This is a genomic window from Lysinibacillus sp. K60 (assembly GCF_019731275.1).
Lineage (GTDB): Bacteria > Bacillota > Bacilli > Bacillales_A > Planococcaceae > Lysinibacillus > Lysinibacillus capsici.
Genome location: NZ_JAASJR010000009.1, coordinates 137434 through 153761, shown reverse-complemented (window position 1 = coordinate 153761; position 16328 = coordinate 137434). Strand labels below are relative to the sequence as shown.

Below are 16328 nucleotides of genomic sequence, written 5' to 3'. Positions count from 1 at the left end.
AAGGGAGATTTGAGGTGAATGATAATGGATTTAATAACATGTTCTCTAATTGCAGGATTCGGAATTTGTATCATCTCACTAGGTATCATCACAATAGGTATCACTGCTTTCAGTGCAATTTATAATTACCTTATGGATTGTTGGAGTGATATTGCTAAACAAGGGACAACTATTCTCACAACTATGGGAATAGCACTGCTCGTCTTTGGTTCATTTTTCATTTATATTACATGAAACTGTAGCTTAATAAAATGAAGAAGGTTATGACACGTTTATAGATGATCAAGCTTCACGAATAATTCCGACGCTATTATAAACGCAGCAGACGATCATTTCGTTTCGTTCGGCTTTGCTGAAAAAAGACTTAAGATAAGTAACTTTTTATTGAACACTTTGAAAATTAATTGAAAGAAAATTTATGTTCAATAAAAACGGTACGACTTTATTTCAATTCAACATTATCATTGTGATGTTAATGAATACAAATAATAAAGTTATATTTAAGTTTCAATTGCAATTCTGCATTATTCCTTGTTATTTAGCACCATGTTGAAAATAAAATTGTTTATGAGTGATAAAAATTACACGAGTACGTGCTGATTTATCTTCAGCAATCGAAGTCCCATGTACATCATAATTTTAAGAAAAGTAGAGCCTAAATAATCCAAATGGGATATTGCTCTACTTTTTTATAATTCTACATATTTCACCTAAAACAAGTATAACTGGATAGGTGCAGCACTCTCCTTACTTTCCAACTTCCTAATAAGAGTACCTGGTACAAATACCTCCCATCCTTTATCATTGCGAATAAGAAAATAATTATCATCTCTATGTTCTAGGATCTTTGCTTCGCTCCACTTACTCCTCCATGCAATAGTCTCAACTATTTCTCTTACGGAGAAACCGAAGTCGTACATTTTATACAACTCACGCAATTTTGGAACTAACTCATTTCTTTCTTTCAAATTATTTTGCTTGTATAATTCATTTATCCTATTACTTACATTCATCATTTCGACATATATCTCATCGTTTCTCATAGGTTAACCCTCACTTGTCTCATAAATAATTATATATATTGGATTAATCATTTAGTGTATTTTCATAATCTACAAAACATCCGCATCCACCAATGTCCCACATGTCACACTGGATAGGTTGTTTTTCTAGTAAATTTAACGTCATCCCCTTAATGTAGGAATAAGGTTTGTTAATAGGATTACCTTTACTATCATTCCCAAATAATCTTCTACTAGATGCTAGGTAATCAGCTGATTCTAATATTTTTTTTATTTTAAAAGATTTTATTCCTGTTGATAGATAGTTATAGACATCCTTGAATAAGTAATCCTTACATTTTCCACTTTTGATTTGTGGTTGTTTAGTATAACGGATATACTCGCTAAGCACTATTTCCTGCTCTTTCACCTCTTGAAAAGTCTTTTCATCCTTTAGTAAAAGATTTTTATAGTGACCTTGGCCAGCCTTAACGCAACGACCTTTACAATTGTTATGAGCAAATCCCATATCATATAGGCGTGGTTTTCGAATGCCATATAGATTCAATACATCTTCATTGTTTATTACTTCATCGATTAATGGCATTTGTACATCAAAAGGTGACCAGTTTTTTTTTATTGCATCCTCACGATGCATTTCATCCCAACCAATCCCAAAGTATAAGATAGTATCAGCTTCAAATCCTTCTTCTAATGGTGATATGTCCGCTTTTAAAAATTCGTAATTGTACTTCATTTCTACGAAAGGCTTTATCCCCTTTTTTAAGAATTTAGCAGCTGGCTCCATTTTTAATTTTTTTGAACAGTTACCTACTCTGCTGTTATATAAAAAACGTTCTATTGCCATAAGTTGTACTGGAGTTAACCCAACAGAATGATAAAGCATAGGCAGTTCTAACTTATCTGAAGCTTCGTAAATAAATCGATATAGATCAGAATCTTCCCAAAGTGTATCTGTAAAATATAATAGAATATTATCATTTGGATATTTGATTTTTACTAAATGGGCTACAGTAAAAGATGACATGCCCCCGCTAAAAAATATTATGTGATTTTTCATACTTCGTTCCTCTCTTTCATTTTCATTAGCATCTTCTTTGATGGACTTTAAAAAAGCACTTTCTAAAAACCGAACATACAAAAAGTATTGTCCTTTTTGATCAGAAAGTGCTGAATTCATTCAACTAAAATTACCTTTAGCATTGCATCTTTTAAAGCTTCTCTTAGGTATAAAAAACACCCATTAAGCCCTAAGGTAAGCAGCTTTTTCACTTCTTTGGAAATGACATTTAGGCGCACTCATTTATCCAAGTAATATAATGGCCAAATGGACTTGTACCGTCTTGATTTATTAAAGTCATTTCAAAGAAAAAAATATCTTTATTAAAATAAGCCATTAAATCGAACAATTCTCCCCAGGTCTTAACCACAAAGTCATGTTCACCCATATAGTGAAGAACCAATTCCTTTTTAAGGTCTCCCTTATACTCTTCACTAGTTGCAAGTTCAAAGAAAACTTTATACTCTCCTATAGGTGTTTTTCCGATTTCTTTTAAATCTGCGGCTGGTACATTTTCATTAACGAGAGAATAAGAAAAACGACTCTCAAAAGGATAAAATTGTGTGAAATTCTGTACTCTTTCATCTTTTTCTATTGTTATAAAAAGTCCACCGAAACGATCAATACCATAAATGTAACTGGCATTACTATTCTCATACCTAAATTGCATATAATCTCCTCTTTCTGTTTACATTTAGTTTTAATTTTTATAACTTAATTACCGTTTATCACAAAACACATAATTTCCTCCTCTACATTATTTTTTGAATGAAGCCAATAAAAATAGCCTGCTGTTAGACTATTAAGACGCTTAGGTGATTATTAGTTCATTCAACAAATGGCCATGTAACCACATGTATTCAATATTTGAGAACAACAAAAAGCACTTCCCCAAATAATGCTCAGACGAATCCCTAAAATTGAATTCGTTTGACACCTTTAAGAAAGTGCTAGGTTATCGCTCCACCGTGTGGTTAAGCGTCAATGTTGAAACTACAAATATGAAATTAATGTACCATATGATTTTTTAGTGGTCAACATATTATAGCTTCACAAATCATTTCAAGTAAATGAAAAGGGTCCCTAACTTTGGGCACCCCTTTTATTTATTTAACTTAAATTTCAAACAATAGTGTATTAACAAAACATATACTATACAGCAACTAAAAAAGAACTGCATTAAAGTTTCTTTAGCAGAACTTTCTGCACCTTTAGCAAATATCATAAATGTTAACACCGTTGATGCTATGGTTAATAAGTTAACCATATTATATTTTCCTTCAAATTCCTCTCTCAACTTTCTGTATTTTTTATTATAAGGAATATAACTACCCACTATTCCCAATAATTCATAAACCAAACATATAATAGCAAATCCTATTAAAAGTACAGCTGATAACGAAGTTACAATTTTTAACTCCACCAAATACGTTGCTACCATAAGGCCAATCATCGTACATATTGAAATTGTCACCATTTCAGCTAAAATCATTGTAAAAATTAGAACACTACTATTCTTTAACCTTCCGCAAAAGTACTTTAATGCTTGTACTAAAGCAACCGCCCCAGCAACTGTAAACCAAAACGAAGTATTCTCCCATTCCTTATTTGAGCTAATTTTTAACAAGTAAGCTATTAGTACTAATAATGCACCGTAAAGTAACATTACCCCTACAAAACCACTTTCATTTTCTTTCATATAAATTCCTCCTTTTCTTTATTTGAGAACAACAAAAAGCACTTTCTCAAATATGAACAGACGAATCCCTGAAATGGATATTCGTTTGAACACTTTTAAGAAAGTGCTATGTAATAGCTCTACCGTATGGTTAAGCTTCCATGTTGATTCAATAATAATGCAACTAATTTATCATATTTCCTAATTATGGTCAACTAGGTTCATATAACCTTAAGCAACAAACTTCTTTGTTAACTTAATTCTTTAAATCTAATTTCCTAGAATTTAAGTTATTTAATGTCTTTTGTTTACGAACATTGTAGGAAACTACAATTAGATCTCTAATTGGCGACAAATCATTAGATTCATTAAGAACAATGATCCCTTCCTTATGTTGCCGAGGAAAGTTGTAACGATAATCTTTTATATTTTTATCCCCAATTACATTAAGTGCATTAAAATGTTCAAAATTTAGAATTTCATTAACTACAGCTTGCATTTCACTTTCTCTTGACTTTAGAATTAGGCAATTATTTTTCGGAAAAATTGTAACAAAATTTATATCATTTAATAAATAGTCTATTGATTCATCATCACGTTTTCTAACTGTAACTTCTGGTAATTTCTTTATAAAAGCATCAAGTGCTAAATATTCATCTTTTAAATGTTCATTTTCATTATAGAAAAAGATGTCTCTATAATCATTCGAAGTAATTAAATCCATAAACTCCTGGATTAATAAATAGTTCCGATGATACTCATCATAATCAACTATAATCTCTGCAAGTGTATTCCTAACTTCTTCCCAAGTTATATTTACTACTCTAATACTAGCTTCATCCACATTTTTAAAACGTTTCCTATGTTTGTATAGTTGGTCGTCAGTTAGTTTGTTATTTCCTATCTTTACTTCGATTAAGATATGCATTGAATCATCTCTAGTATAGATATGGGCATCAGGGTCACCCTCTTTATTTTCATCTGAGGGTACATAGTTTGGATCAAACTCATGACTTAATTCTGAGATACCTAAGATAACTGCGCTTGAAACACTTCCTAATATATCTTGATTGACTTGCAGCCCATATTTGAATTCACTGTAACATTCACCTATACCTAACAACTCTAATACCTTTGGAGTAATACTTGGCTTAGTTTTCTCTAACATCTTAATAAAAGATTCAGTGATTCGATTTTCAGGCTTCTTATAATACAATTCATATAAATTTCTTTTTCGCGCCTTTAATGTTAAAAATGATTTCATTTTCATTCTCCTTTTTCGTGAGGTAGATAATTTCATTATAAAAAGCTATATGATTAAATCATATAGCTTTTTAATATCAACAAACTAATTGTTGCCCCCATTTTATATAAGATTTCCCTTCAGAATCCTTTTCTTTAGAAAGCAGCATTTTAATTAAATCAAAATCAATACCGAATTTATCTAAGATTTCTTGCTCATCGATCGTTTCATTTTTCATGAAATTATTTAGTTTTTCCTTAGCAATAATTAACTGAAGCATATTCGACTCAATACTATTCTCAACAGTCACAAAGTGAACTTCCTTTTGTTCCTTTGATGTATACCTAATAAACCTTGCAAAGAACTGGTGCATCGACGGGTAATTCCACAACATCTCAATTAGTACAATGTTGTTTACAAAATCAATGTTCATACTACTTGATAAAGATTGCTGTGTACAAATTAAAATTCCATTTTTGGACTTTTTCAGTTCTTTAATTATCGATTTCCGTCGATTCAAAGATACTTTATCTCCAGTTATCACAAAAATAGGTCTGTCAGGAAAAGCATTTTTTATGAATGAATGATAATGTTCTACCGTCTTAATATGTGTACAACCAATCACCACATATTCATCATCCCATTGATTAATCATTTCCAGCGTTCTCACGGCTTTTGAAGGTAACTGTGAAGATTTATACTCCTTGAACTCTTGAGGGTTCACACAGGCCTTTAATAAGCTATTTAATTGCTGAATAATTCTTAGCATAGAGTCTTTTCTGGAATTCCCAGTTGAGTTGAATAAGTATGTTAATTTGTAAAACTCTTCAACCACAATTCTGTATAATTCCTGTTCCATTGTATTAAACTTCACTGTATTTTGAATGAGTTTATATATGTCCTTGCCTGATACCTCTTCAAAAGTACGAGTGATCATAGACTTATTAATTAAGTCATTCAAAAAAGATGCATTGTAAATGTCTTGATTTAGCTTGCCAATCCCGAAAACGGTTGCCCGCTCTGGAGAAAACGTTCGTTTGAAATGCATATGCCCCTTCTTATAGGGTGGAAAAGCCATTCCTTTATAAGGATTCACCTTCTCATTTAAATCTCCAGTCTTACGATCTTCTATTGTAATCGTAGGACTTAGCGACAGCATATGCCGAGAATTATTATAAAGCAATTCAAAGGCTGTAAAGCTCTCCGGTATACTATTTCTTGTGCTTGTAGCACTCATGAGTTGTTTGATCTTCACCCTTCTAAACACATTCAATGTAGCTTTTGCGCGCTTAGATGATGGATTACTAATTGCATCCGCTTCATCCAAAAGAAGCATGATCTTTTGAGATTGCAACTTCATAAACCGCTTAAGTTGTCTTTCATATTTTGTTAGCATACCGAATGTAAGGATTACAATTTGGCCGCTCTCTATTTTTTGGATATCACTCATTTTATGAATACGGATATAATCGAACCCGTAATTCTCTAATATATCATCCCAGTTGTTATTAATTGCGATAGCTGGAGCAACGATAAATACGTTATGCACCTGTTTGTTTTCTAATCGATATTTCATTTGAGCTACGGCAGAAATACTCTTACCGGCACCTGTACCCCATTGAAGATAGCCATACCGCTTCATGAGCATTTTGGCCGTATCCTCCCTTTGAATATCATTTAAACGTATTTCCTCGCCATTAGAATGGTCATAAATTACAAGCTCTTCCAACCACTCGACAACACCCTTATGTGGTGTTACGTTGCTAAAAGGCATCTCTTGTAGTTCGTAGGCTTTTCTTTTCTTATCAAACAGCTTACGATACGTTTGTTCAGGAAATGGATACTTTAAGGTACCGAATAAAACTTGCGGAAGATTCCTAGCCTTTAGTTGTTTACGATCCTTGGCCGTGTATGCCTTATATTTTAATCCCACTTTAGTTTTAACTAGTGTTATTGGACGTGTATCATCACTTTTATGCTGTTTCTTTAATGTTTGACGTAGGTAACTTAAAACCTTATTTTCCGTCACCTTCTTTTGCTGCCATTCTGTTTCATCCATACCTTTTGGCTTTTCTTGTGTGATCAACCGTTCAGCATATGCTACACAATTCGCATAATGCTTTTGAAGCTTAGGATGTCTTTTAATATCAAAGAGAAGTTTGCTCTTCTTAAATTCATAAACAGAACTTACTTTCTTACGATTTTCCAATCCAATTTTCACTCGAACTTCCTTCAGCTGCTCTTTAACGGGTTTCATTACCTTTTCAAAGATGTCATTTGCTTCGGAATAAGGCAGAAACAAATCATGTTGATATGGACGCGCAGGCAGATGATCGCTTTTCTTTTGGAATAACATAATCTTCGTTAGATATTTAGCAACTCCTAAGGACGCAAAAGCATCTTCTGAAACACTAACTTGCCCAATAAAATCAAACATACTATTAATCTCATTTATCATGCCAGAATCTGTAAAGTCATCAGCAAGAAAACTCATGGGTACTATTAGCCCCATAATCCCTCCAGCTTTTAATACTTCATGAGACTTCATGCAGTAATACAATTGAGATAAATATTTGTTCTCTCCAACCTTCCATTTAAGATTAAATGGTGGATTTCCTAATACAACATCAAACAGTACTTCACTCTTATATAAACGAATATCCTGGTTAGTTAATGTTGCCTTTTCATAAAGGAATCGCGCAACTTTGAATGCTTTTAAATCAATTTCATTACCATATACATTTAGCTCATTTGGCAAAAAATTAAAGAAGCTACCCATGCCAGAAGTTAAGTCAACTATAAGGTCATATTCAGAAGGTCTTATGCACTCAACTAAAAACTCCGCAAGTTCAGCTGGTGTGAAAAATTGGCCATTTTCTATCTCTTTTTTAGCTTCAGAATAAGCATGATAAGAACTATAATTATTAAATTCTAAGTCATGAAGCCCACCGTCACCAGTATAAGCGTTATAAATATCTTCAGGAGTAATATTAAATTTGCTTGTTTCATTGTTATCTATTAAGTATAAGATCTTATCATTTATTGATTTTCTTTGCTCTTGCGGAATTGTTTGCATATTATTTTTATATTTCATACATAAACCTCCATAATTAAAAACGAAGAAGTATAAAGACTCCTTCGTTTTACCAATTAATATAAATATTCGTTTTTAAATGCCTCAGCATTTTCATGTTCACTAAAGACTATTTCTATTTTTCCATTCTTAAACATTTTTAATGACTCGACATTATAAATGCCAATTTCATATTTTGAGAAAATGTCATAGTAACTTGATCCTCTATTTAGCTGTTGATATACTTCTCCCAAACGGTAAATCATTTCAACAGAGCCATTCATAAAATGAGACAGGGCTAAAAATAAAGGTCTAACACGTCTGTCATCATATCTGATCGATTTATTATCATCTAAAAAACCAGAATCCCAATATACACAGTCAATGATAGAGAGTTTGTTCTTTGCTATGTGTAAATTACTTTTATTATAGATAATGCTTCTACTGGCAGCCTTGATCTCTTCAACGGCCTTTTCTTTAAAAGATAGACCACCCAACTGTTCAAAAATCTCATCTAATATGATTGTATAGGAAATTGAATTTTCATCGTATTTTCCAACTATTTCGTTAGAAGATAGTGAAACCTTATGCCTTATTGCAAAATAATGAGTAATACGACTAATAAATCCCTTGTATATCGAATCGATTCGGTTTTTTATATATTTCAAATCATCATAAGTTGATAGAAAGCTTTCTTCACGTCCACTAAAACTATCTTTCTCTCCGTATTTTTCATATAGATTGTTTAATTCTGAAAGATTCCTCTTCAAAATATCTCTTGTTTCATAAAAAATAACTTCTTGCCTTTTACAATACTCTGCTTCAATTTCACTAATTCTTTGGTCCACTTGAATATCAATGGCACTGAATTTATCGAGAAGATTAAACTGTGACATACCATTATCAATAACTTCAACAGTTTCTTCAAAATCGAAAAGGAGTAATTGTCCTGTGCTTTCTGACATTTTTATCTCTCCTATTATTGGACTTTTTTAAAATAAAAAGAGATTGTCTATTAAATAGGCAATCTCTTAAGACGAATATTAAACTCGTGATTTAAAGCGTTGATAAAAATCAGTTGGAATATATCTGTGTCCAAACGCTAAAATAATTGTGTTTTTATAAGCTGGGTATACCACTCTCATATCCTCATCACCCTTTATTTCAGGGTAAGGACTCGAAAAATGGTATGATTTAAAACCTTTTAGTCTATATTTTAAATCGTCACCGATGTTCCCATCTTTAAAAACATCTTTTATAGCCAAAACTACAGACACTATTACATCTTTGAATTCTTTTTCATCACTAAACACTTGTGCTAAGGCGTATACATCCAAAGCTAAATGTGTAGGATCCATTTCTAATCCTTCAATTGCTGCAATTTGATTAATTGCTGCCTTCATCACGTCGCGACTAACCATCTATATTTGAGCCCCTCATTTCTTCTATGAGCTCATCTAATACATCCGTAGCCTTTGCTGCAAGTTCAGTTCCACTCGTTGGTTCCATTTCTTTTACACGCTGGCCGTAAAGATGATCCATTTTTAATTTTTCATTTTCACGTAATAAATCTTCATACTGCTCTTGTAAGGAGTTGTATTTTTCAACTAATGAAGGTATTATCTCTGGTCGATTTAATTGTGCTACAGTATCTTCTCCGGAAATAACTTCAACTGTGTAATATTGTTCAATCAAAGGTAGCCATTTCTTTGTATTTCGTAAATTAGAAATCGCAATTCTATTTCCTTTTGGAAGTTCTTCTTTCAATTCCGTTATATCAATACTAGTTTTTTTCTCCAATAGCTCTAACAATTTTTTCACCTTCTTTTCTTCTGCCATTGTGTATTCCTCCTTATCATACTACAGTGGATATTTTTGTACAAATAAATGACTAAAAATATCCCTTTACGTATAATATGCACTCTGACAGAAAATTTAAACCATTTTCGTAATTTTCAGAAAAGAAAATTCTTCTCTAGTGTTTAGTTAAATAAAAATCAGCTATTGGCCGAATGATTGCTCTCGCTAAAAGAGGAGGTACAGCATTACCAATTTGTTTAAATCGGCGTTCCAATAGCATATTAACAGAACAATTCTTTTCTCCTTGAGAAAACTCATACCAGTCTGGGAATGATTGAATACGGGCTGCCTCTCTAACTGATAAACGTCGATTAGTCTTACCTTCAAAGATCCACTTTGCTCCATTCTCTCGTTTCATAGGTAATCCACTCGGATGCATTGGAGCCTGCCTAGCAGAAGCTTGAATTGTAAATGATTGCTCATTCCATTTCTTCTTCCTATTTCGTGACATGTACTGACTTGAGTAGGTCCCTTCATAAAACATTCCAGGATTAGATTCTAAGTCTCCTATAGCGTCTCTTAATGTTACATAAGGTAATCCATTTTCACCATGTGTATCGCACGGAAAAACATATTCAAAAGATATGTCCATTCTGACACCAATAATTATGACTCGCTCTCTAACTTGAGCAACTCCAAAATTTCGAGCATTAACTACTTTTGTATATACTCGATAACCACAATCTTTAAAATCCTTTTCAATTTGGGCAAAAACTTCTCCCTTTTGAAGAGTAAGCATACCAGGAACATTTTCAGCTATAAAAAAGCTTGGCTGAGCCTCCTTTAGTGCCCTACAACAATGTACATACAGATAATTTCTCTCATCTTTTAAATTCCTAGGACCAGCAGCACTAAACCCCGGACAAGGAAAACCAAAAGAGTATATATCCGCTTCAGGAAAAGATTGTAGATGCCGAATATTAGCATTTTGAATAGTCGTTTCTGGAAAGTAGTTTGTATATGTCTCTATGGCTTCTTTAAAAAAATCTAAAGCATATACCGTCTTAAATAAACTTTTACTTCTTAAAGAAGTAAATTGTTCTTTTTCTCGAATGTCTATATTTCTTCCTAGAGCCGCTTCAATACCTGCCCATTCAAAGCCTAGTTCAAAACCTCCGCATCCGCTGAACAGAGAAACAATACTAATTTTCTTGGAATCATATGTTGGTGCTAAAGTTACTACGTCTTTCTTAGTTTGTAATTCATTCTCTACAAGTAATGAGAATACTTCTTTTACTGTTAGTTCTTCAGTCATTGCCCTAACCCTTTTCGATTGTTTTCACAAACGAAAAAGGATAAGAATAAATCGTGTGTTGAAAGTGACGAAATTTCTCAACTGGCTCTAAGTGGTCAGTTTACTCCTCACTTATTCCTTTTACATCAACAAAACATTTCCGTGCCCCGTTGTCTCTTGCGTCAATAAGAGAAAGTAATCAACGACTACTTATAACCTGCTCTAGCAGGACTTTAAAGACAAGACTTCAGTAAGAAAATACATATAGTTCCTCCTTTACTTTTTTCTCTTGAACGAAACCTCTAAAAATTGCTTGATGATTAATATCAATAAATCAAGAAGCGGTTGCTATTAGTAGAACGTTCAAGGATTGGATAGTGCAACCATCCTTTTAGTTAACTATTTGAGAACGACAAAAAAACACTTTCTCAAATAAAAGTTCAGACGAGTCCCTATAAGGATCGTAAGAACACTCATTAAGAAAGTGTTTAAAAATTGCTCTACCGTTTGGCTGAGCATCTTAAAAGTCGTAAATCAAATATGAAATTAATGTATCATATATGAAATTAAGCGTCAATCGCTCATTCTAAACGTCATCTACCAATTTTCATTCTAATAAACAATACATAAAGTATGTTGCTCAACAATCGCGCCCTATAATTGAATAACGTTATTTTATAAAGGAAATTTTTTCAAGTCAATCTAAATCTTTATCATTAGGAACGATATCTACATAGTGTATAATACATAATAAAAAAATCGAATAGACCTAATATCCATTCGATTTTAAACTATACTATCAAGTTTAATAAAAGCATTAGAAATTCTTTAGAGTTACTTCAGCAGGTATTCTTTCATCAAACTCAGTTAAAAACAACTTAAAAACCTCGGGATTTTTCTGTTTAAGCTCTATATGTGCAATCTGATAAAACTTTCTTACTTCACTTCTTTTCAAAATATTCCCAAAAACAACCAGCTCGCAAAAATCAAGTAATCGATGATGCTTTATATAGACTGGATCACTTTCCTCGTTTCCGTTAATAAAAATATGTAATGGTACTTCCACAATTACATCTTCTAAAGAGTAATCATTACTACAAATAATCTCCGCATTCAACATATATGCAGCTGCAAGTGATGCAATTTCCCCTGTACCCACACTGCCTTCTTTTCCTCTACGCTTGTCCACCTCAATAAGCTTTTCTTGTATTTTAGTAAGCATTAGTTGATAGTCTGAATAAGTAGTTTTAAACTCCTGCAATGGATTTAGAAGTATCCATTTTTGATCCTGACATTTATTATCTACAAACTTTTGACTAGAACTGCTTAATTCCTTATAAACTGCTTCATGGATATAAACAGATTCATATACTTTCTCCAAAACATTGATAAAATCAGCTTTATCTTTAAGCTTATCTATATAGAAAATAATATTGGCATCAACAAAACAAGAAGAGGGGATTGGTAGTGCTACTTCCTTCATCAAATCCCCTCCATCTAATCCTCTAATTCATCCCAAAGTGCGTTAATATCCTGATTTTCTATTGATTTTTCGTAATATTCTTCAGCTAAATCTGGATTTATATTGGCTAATATCTTCGCTACTTCTTGGCTCGATAATGTACCTTCTGCCTCACGAGTAATTAATTTTTCTTGAAATTGCTCAAATTCCTTACGTTTAGGTGGCATATCCAATATAGAATCATCCATTACACTTACACGTAAATTCATTAATTGTTCCTCAGTCATTTCTTCATAAGCTGAAATATCCCAAAGTCCTAATTCTTTAATACGTCGAACAACACTCAAATAAGGTACTTTAAAAATATCTGCTAATTTAAAGATTTTCTTTTCAATTACTTGACTTTTAATAATTTCAAAATAAAGATTGAATGCATCCTTATTCATTAAAATGGTTGCAGCAAAATAATCACCGGCTCGTTCTAATACTTCATTTGATTCAATTCGAATCTCATATTTCTTTAAATCTTCGGATTCTAAAATATAATGGAACCATTCATGAGCCAAAGTGAAGTTTTGAGTTCTTGCATTATCTAGCTGATTAATAACAATTTTAGGTTGAACCTTTGGATTGATATGTTTTAGAAACATGCCATTTAACGAACGACTTTCTTCATCAAGTTTAGGTAATTTTAGGTAGATTACTTCTATCCCTTGCTGTATTACAATATCTTCCAATATATCAGCAATAATTAATGATGTTTCTTCAGAAATATACTTTAAATAATAGTCTATAGCTAATCGTTCAACTTCTTGTAATAATTGTTCCATTAAATAACCTCCACTTACTTGAAGGTTTCGTATGCATTTAAAAGCATTGCTACCTGTTGAATTTGATGTTTGTTAGTAACAGAAAGATCTGTCCCACCACGTGGAATGACGCTATATCCAGCGAATAATTCACTATCTGATAAACCTAAAAGTGTAGCACGTGGAATATTCATTACTTCTGCAAATTTTGTTAATCGTTCTGATGTAATACGGCGATCACCTTTTAAAATTGCACGTAATAATCCTTCACTAACACCAACTAATTCAGCCATTTTTGTCTTAGATACGTTGTTTTCTTTCATCCATTGATTAATGGTCATTGCTGTATGTTTGTAATCCATATCCTTCACCTCAGTACTATTATAACATAAAACGCACAAAATGTTCATCACAATTGAATTATTGTACGAAATTAAATTCTACACTTAGTTTGATTAAATTTATAAATCATATTCTTTTAATGAACCAATGCATTAATTTTATTTTTTATTCCTTATATTCGCTTATTAACCTAAAAGAATGTATTCAATAATAGGGCCCTAAAATGAGATCGAGCGCTGATTCTTATTACAGAATCGCGCCCGTTTGTGGAATCCTTTTGGATTGACGTTCCTACTATATTGTCTAAACTAATTTATCATCTATATCTGAGGTATCTATATCATCGCCAAACCAATCTTTGAGTTTTTCTTTGGCTTGATTTTTAACATCAGTATCAATATATATTGATACTTGCCATAAAGCTGCAAGAAGTACTCCTATATCATCAGTATACCCTACTCCCAGTGCTACATCTGGAATCAAGTCGATAGGTAAAATAAAGTAGCCTAATGCACCATATATAATCGCTTTATTTTTTATAGGTACCTCTTCCTTTTGTAAGACAAAATAAAGAAGTAGTATGGCATATACTGCAGATGAACCGACTTTTTTAGAGTATTTCTTTATCTTCTTCCAAAGTCCATCTTCTGAATAATGCTTACTAAAGTTTTGAATTTTTTCTTCATCCATAGCTTTAGCTTTGCTTTTTAAGTCTTCAATTTCTTCATCACTAAGCTTTATTTCATCTACTACTTCTATTACTTCTGGTAGCTCATCTTCTTCTTTTTTCTTTCTGAATTTCTCAAACAATTTATATCCTCCTAGCCCTAAACAGATGTAGTTTTTATGAAAAAAATAACTTGGGGTTTATGATTAATTTCATTTAGAAAAGGGGTTTTATTGGGTAAAAATATAAATTCTACATAGTTTAAATATATTACTTAACATTCTAACATAAATTTTCCAAATTATTTCAAGATGTTATTCAATTTTATGGCCCTTTAATGAAAACGAGGGCTCTATTTTCTTTTTAATTTCTAAAAGTATTTTTTATATGGGTGAATAATACTGAATAAAGAGTTAAAAATATAATGAACTACCTGAGAAGCAGGATGCAAGATGATGCATAAGAGAATCACTTGCCCACACTACTTACTTTTATTTGAAATAGTAATAGGACATGAAGCCTGAGAGTTGATAACATCAGGTAACTACATTTAAAGGAGTATACAATGTCAAAGCGAATTGAATTGATCACTCATCCACCATTCAACCCAATTCATGATGGGCTATATCAACCATTTGAGTTACTTAATAATTTTGATCCGGACAATCCCCTGTCCTTAACTGTGACACTTGATTTTCAGAACTTTATTTACTTTAATCAACAAGGACGTACTAGCATCTCAGACCCCTACGCTGGCATGATGGAAGCAGTGCATGACGCTTCAATTGGGAGGGGATTAAACGCATTTATAGAAAATGAGATGAATGCAGGCCGACGTCCTGTCGCCATTATGGGAGGGCATCAGGAGCCACGTGGCAGCGACATATATCGTTATGTTGCACGAATTGCTCAGCTACTTTCTGAATCTGGATTTATTATCGCTAGCGGCGGGGGCCCAGGTTGCATGGAAGCTGCCCATCTTGGTGCACTTTTCGCGGGACGCTCTGAAGACTCGCTTATCTCCGCTATAGATATATTGGAGAAGTCTTATGCAAAATTGCCAGGGAACCTGAAAGAAGTCCTTAAAGAAGGGACGACGTGGACAATTAATGAAGAATTAGTGAGTGAACTCCATGCATGGATGCTTCCCGCTTGGAAAATTGCTCAAGAACTCAAGGAACAACTCACTCCACTAAATCGCAGTTTGGCTGTACCAACTTGGCATTATGGTCATGAACCCCTTACCCCGTTTGCGACCCATATCGCGAAATACTTCCTCAACAGCATTCGGGAGGATGTCCTCCTGACGCTAGATACATGCGGTATCATTTATTCTGAAGGGAGAGGAGGCACCATTCAAGAAGTGTTCCAGAACGCGGCGCAAGTCTATTATCGAGGTGAAAAAGATCCGCCTACTTCAATGTTGTTCCTTGGAAGCAAGTTCTGGACACTTCCAGAAGTCCCAGATGGCAAGTTGCACATGCCAGTGATGGATTTGCTTCAGCAACTCTTCGTTGTTACGGAGAAAATGACGGAGAAGGAATTCAAACGCTATGTTCGCTTGGTTGATAATACTGATGAAGTAGTGAAGATCATCATTGAAAATGCACCGACCGTGGATCAAGTCATACAAAATTTTGAGAAAATTGGTATCAACAATATCGACCCTGAGCTTATGGCCAAAGGCGCTGCAACATTTATGAGTAATAGTAGAAATAATCTTGACGCTTGATTCTTACATTGTTGAAAATCCTTTCTGCTCGCCAAAATACTAAACCACACCGTTTCCTGAGTTTTGTACTCCGATAGCTCAATAAAAATCACAGCGATAGACGATCAATCATGCGGCTGTTTGTGTTGAACTAACGAGTTGTCAGG

Annotated in this window: 15 protein-coding genes; 1 reads left to right on the top strand and 14 read right to left on the bottom strand. The window is 33.1% G+C overall.

Annotated features, from left to right (window positions below; all coding sequences use genetic code 11):
• Positions 1-710: 710 nt before the first annotated feature.
• The 14 genes from HCH28_RS18760 to HCH28_RS18695 form a co-directional block, all read right to left on the bottom strand.
• The gene (locus tag HCH28_RS18760; RefSeq protein ID WP_221682620.1) at positions 711-1043 is read right to left on the bottom strand and encodes a hypothetical protein; all 333 of its coding nucleotides are present in this window, start codon (positions 1041-1043) and stop codon (positions 711-713) included.
• Positions 1044-1086: 43 nt separating this feature from the next.
• The gene (locus HCH28_RS18755; RefSeq protein WP_221682619.1) at positions 1087-2202 is read right to left on the bottom strand and encodes a phosphoadenosine phosphosulfate reductase domain-containing protein; all 1116 of its coding nucleotides are present in this window, start codon (positions 2200-2202) and stop codon (positions 1087-1089) included.
• A 109-nt stretch (positions 2203-2311) separates the two neighbouring features.
• Positions 2312-2752, bottom strand: a complete 441-nt coding sequence (locus tag HCH28_RS18750; protein WP_221682618.1) for a hypothetical protein — start codon at positions 2750-2752, stop codon at positions 2312-2314.
• Positions 2753-3184: 432 nt separating this feature from the next.
• On the bottom strand, positions 3185-3781 hold the full coding sequence (locus tag HCH28_RS18745) for a hypothetical protein (RefSeq protein WP_221682617.1): 597 nt from the start codon (positions 3779-3781) through the stop codon (positions 3185-3187).
• A gap of 235 nt (positions 3782-4016) precedes the next feature.
• Complete coding sequence (locus tag HCH28_RS18740) at positions 4017-5024, bottom strand: hypothetical protein (RefSeq protein ID WP_221682616.1); 1008 nt, start codon at positions 5022-5024, stop codon at positions 4017-4019.
• 76 nt (positions 5025-5100) lie between these two features.
• Positions 5101-8097: a DEAD/DEAH box helicase gene (locus HCH28_RS18735; protein ID WP_221682615.1), complete on the bottom strand. Its 2997-nt coding sequence runs from the start codon at positions 8095-8097 to the stop codon at positions 5101-5103.
• Positions 8098-8153: 56 nt separating this feature from the next.
• Positions 8154-9041, bottom strand: a complete 888-nt coding sequence (locus HCH28_RS18730; RefSeq protein ID WP_221682614.1) for a hypothetical protein — start codon at positions 9039-9041, stop codon at positions 8154-8156.
• A 78-nt stretch (positions 9042-9119) separates the two neighbouring features.
• On the bottom strand, positions 9120-9482 hold the full coding sequence (locus tag HCH28_RS18725; protein WP_221682613.1) for a hypothetical protein: 363 nt from the start codon (positions 9480-9482) through the stop codon (positions 9120-9122).
• 7 nt (positions 9483-9489) lie between these two features.
• Positions 9490-9915 carry a hypothetical protein gene (locus tag HCH28_RS18720; RefSeq protein WP_221682612.1) on the bottom strand — a complete coding sequence of 142 codons (426 nt, stop codon included), beginning with the start codon at positions 9913-9915 and terminating at the stop codon, positions 9490-9492.
• Positions 9916-10051: 136 nt separating this feature from the next.
• Positions 10052-11191: a DNA cytosine methyltransferase gene (locus tag HCH28_RS18715; RefSeq protein WP_221682611.1), complete on the bottom strand. Its 1140-nt coding sequence runs from the start codon at positions 11189-11191 to the stop codon at positions 10052-10054.
• Between the two features lie 796 nt (positions 11192-11987).
• On the bottom strand, positions 11988-12653 hold the full coding sequence (locus HCH28_RS18710; protein ID WP_221682610.1) for a hypothetical protein: 666 nt from the start codon (positions 12651-12653) through the stop codon (positions 11988-11990).
• A gap of 14 nt (positions 12654-12667) precedes the next feature.
• The gene (locus tag HCH28_RS18705; RefSeq protein ID WP_221682609.1) at positions 12668-13462 is read right to left on the bottom strand and encodes an ImmA/IrrE family metallo-endopeptidase; all 795 of its coding nucleotides are present in this window, start codon (positions 13460-13462) and stop codon (positions 12668-12670) included.
• 14 nt (positions 13463-13476) lie between these two features.
• Positions 13477-13803, bottom strand: a complete 327-nt coding sequence (locus HCH28_RS18700; protein WP_221682608.1) for a helix-turn-helix domain-containing protein — start codon at positions 13801-13803, stop codon at positions 13477-13479.
• 283 nt (positions 13804-14086) lie between these two features.
• Complete coding sequence (locus HCH28_RS18695; RefSeq protein ID WP_221682693.1) at positions 14087-14473, bottom strand: YkvA family protein; 387 nt, start codon at positions 14471-14473, stop codon at positions 14087-14089.
• 542 nt (positions 14474-15015) lie between these two features.
• Between HCH28_RS18695 and HCH28_RS18690 the strand changes: the two genes are divergently transcribed.
• Positions 15016-16182, top strand: coding sequence for a hypothetical protein (locus tag HCH28_RS18690; protein WP_221682607.1), 1167 nt, complete (start codon positions 15016-15018; stop codon positions 16180-16182).
• Positions 16183-16328 lie beyond the last annotated feature (146 nt).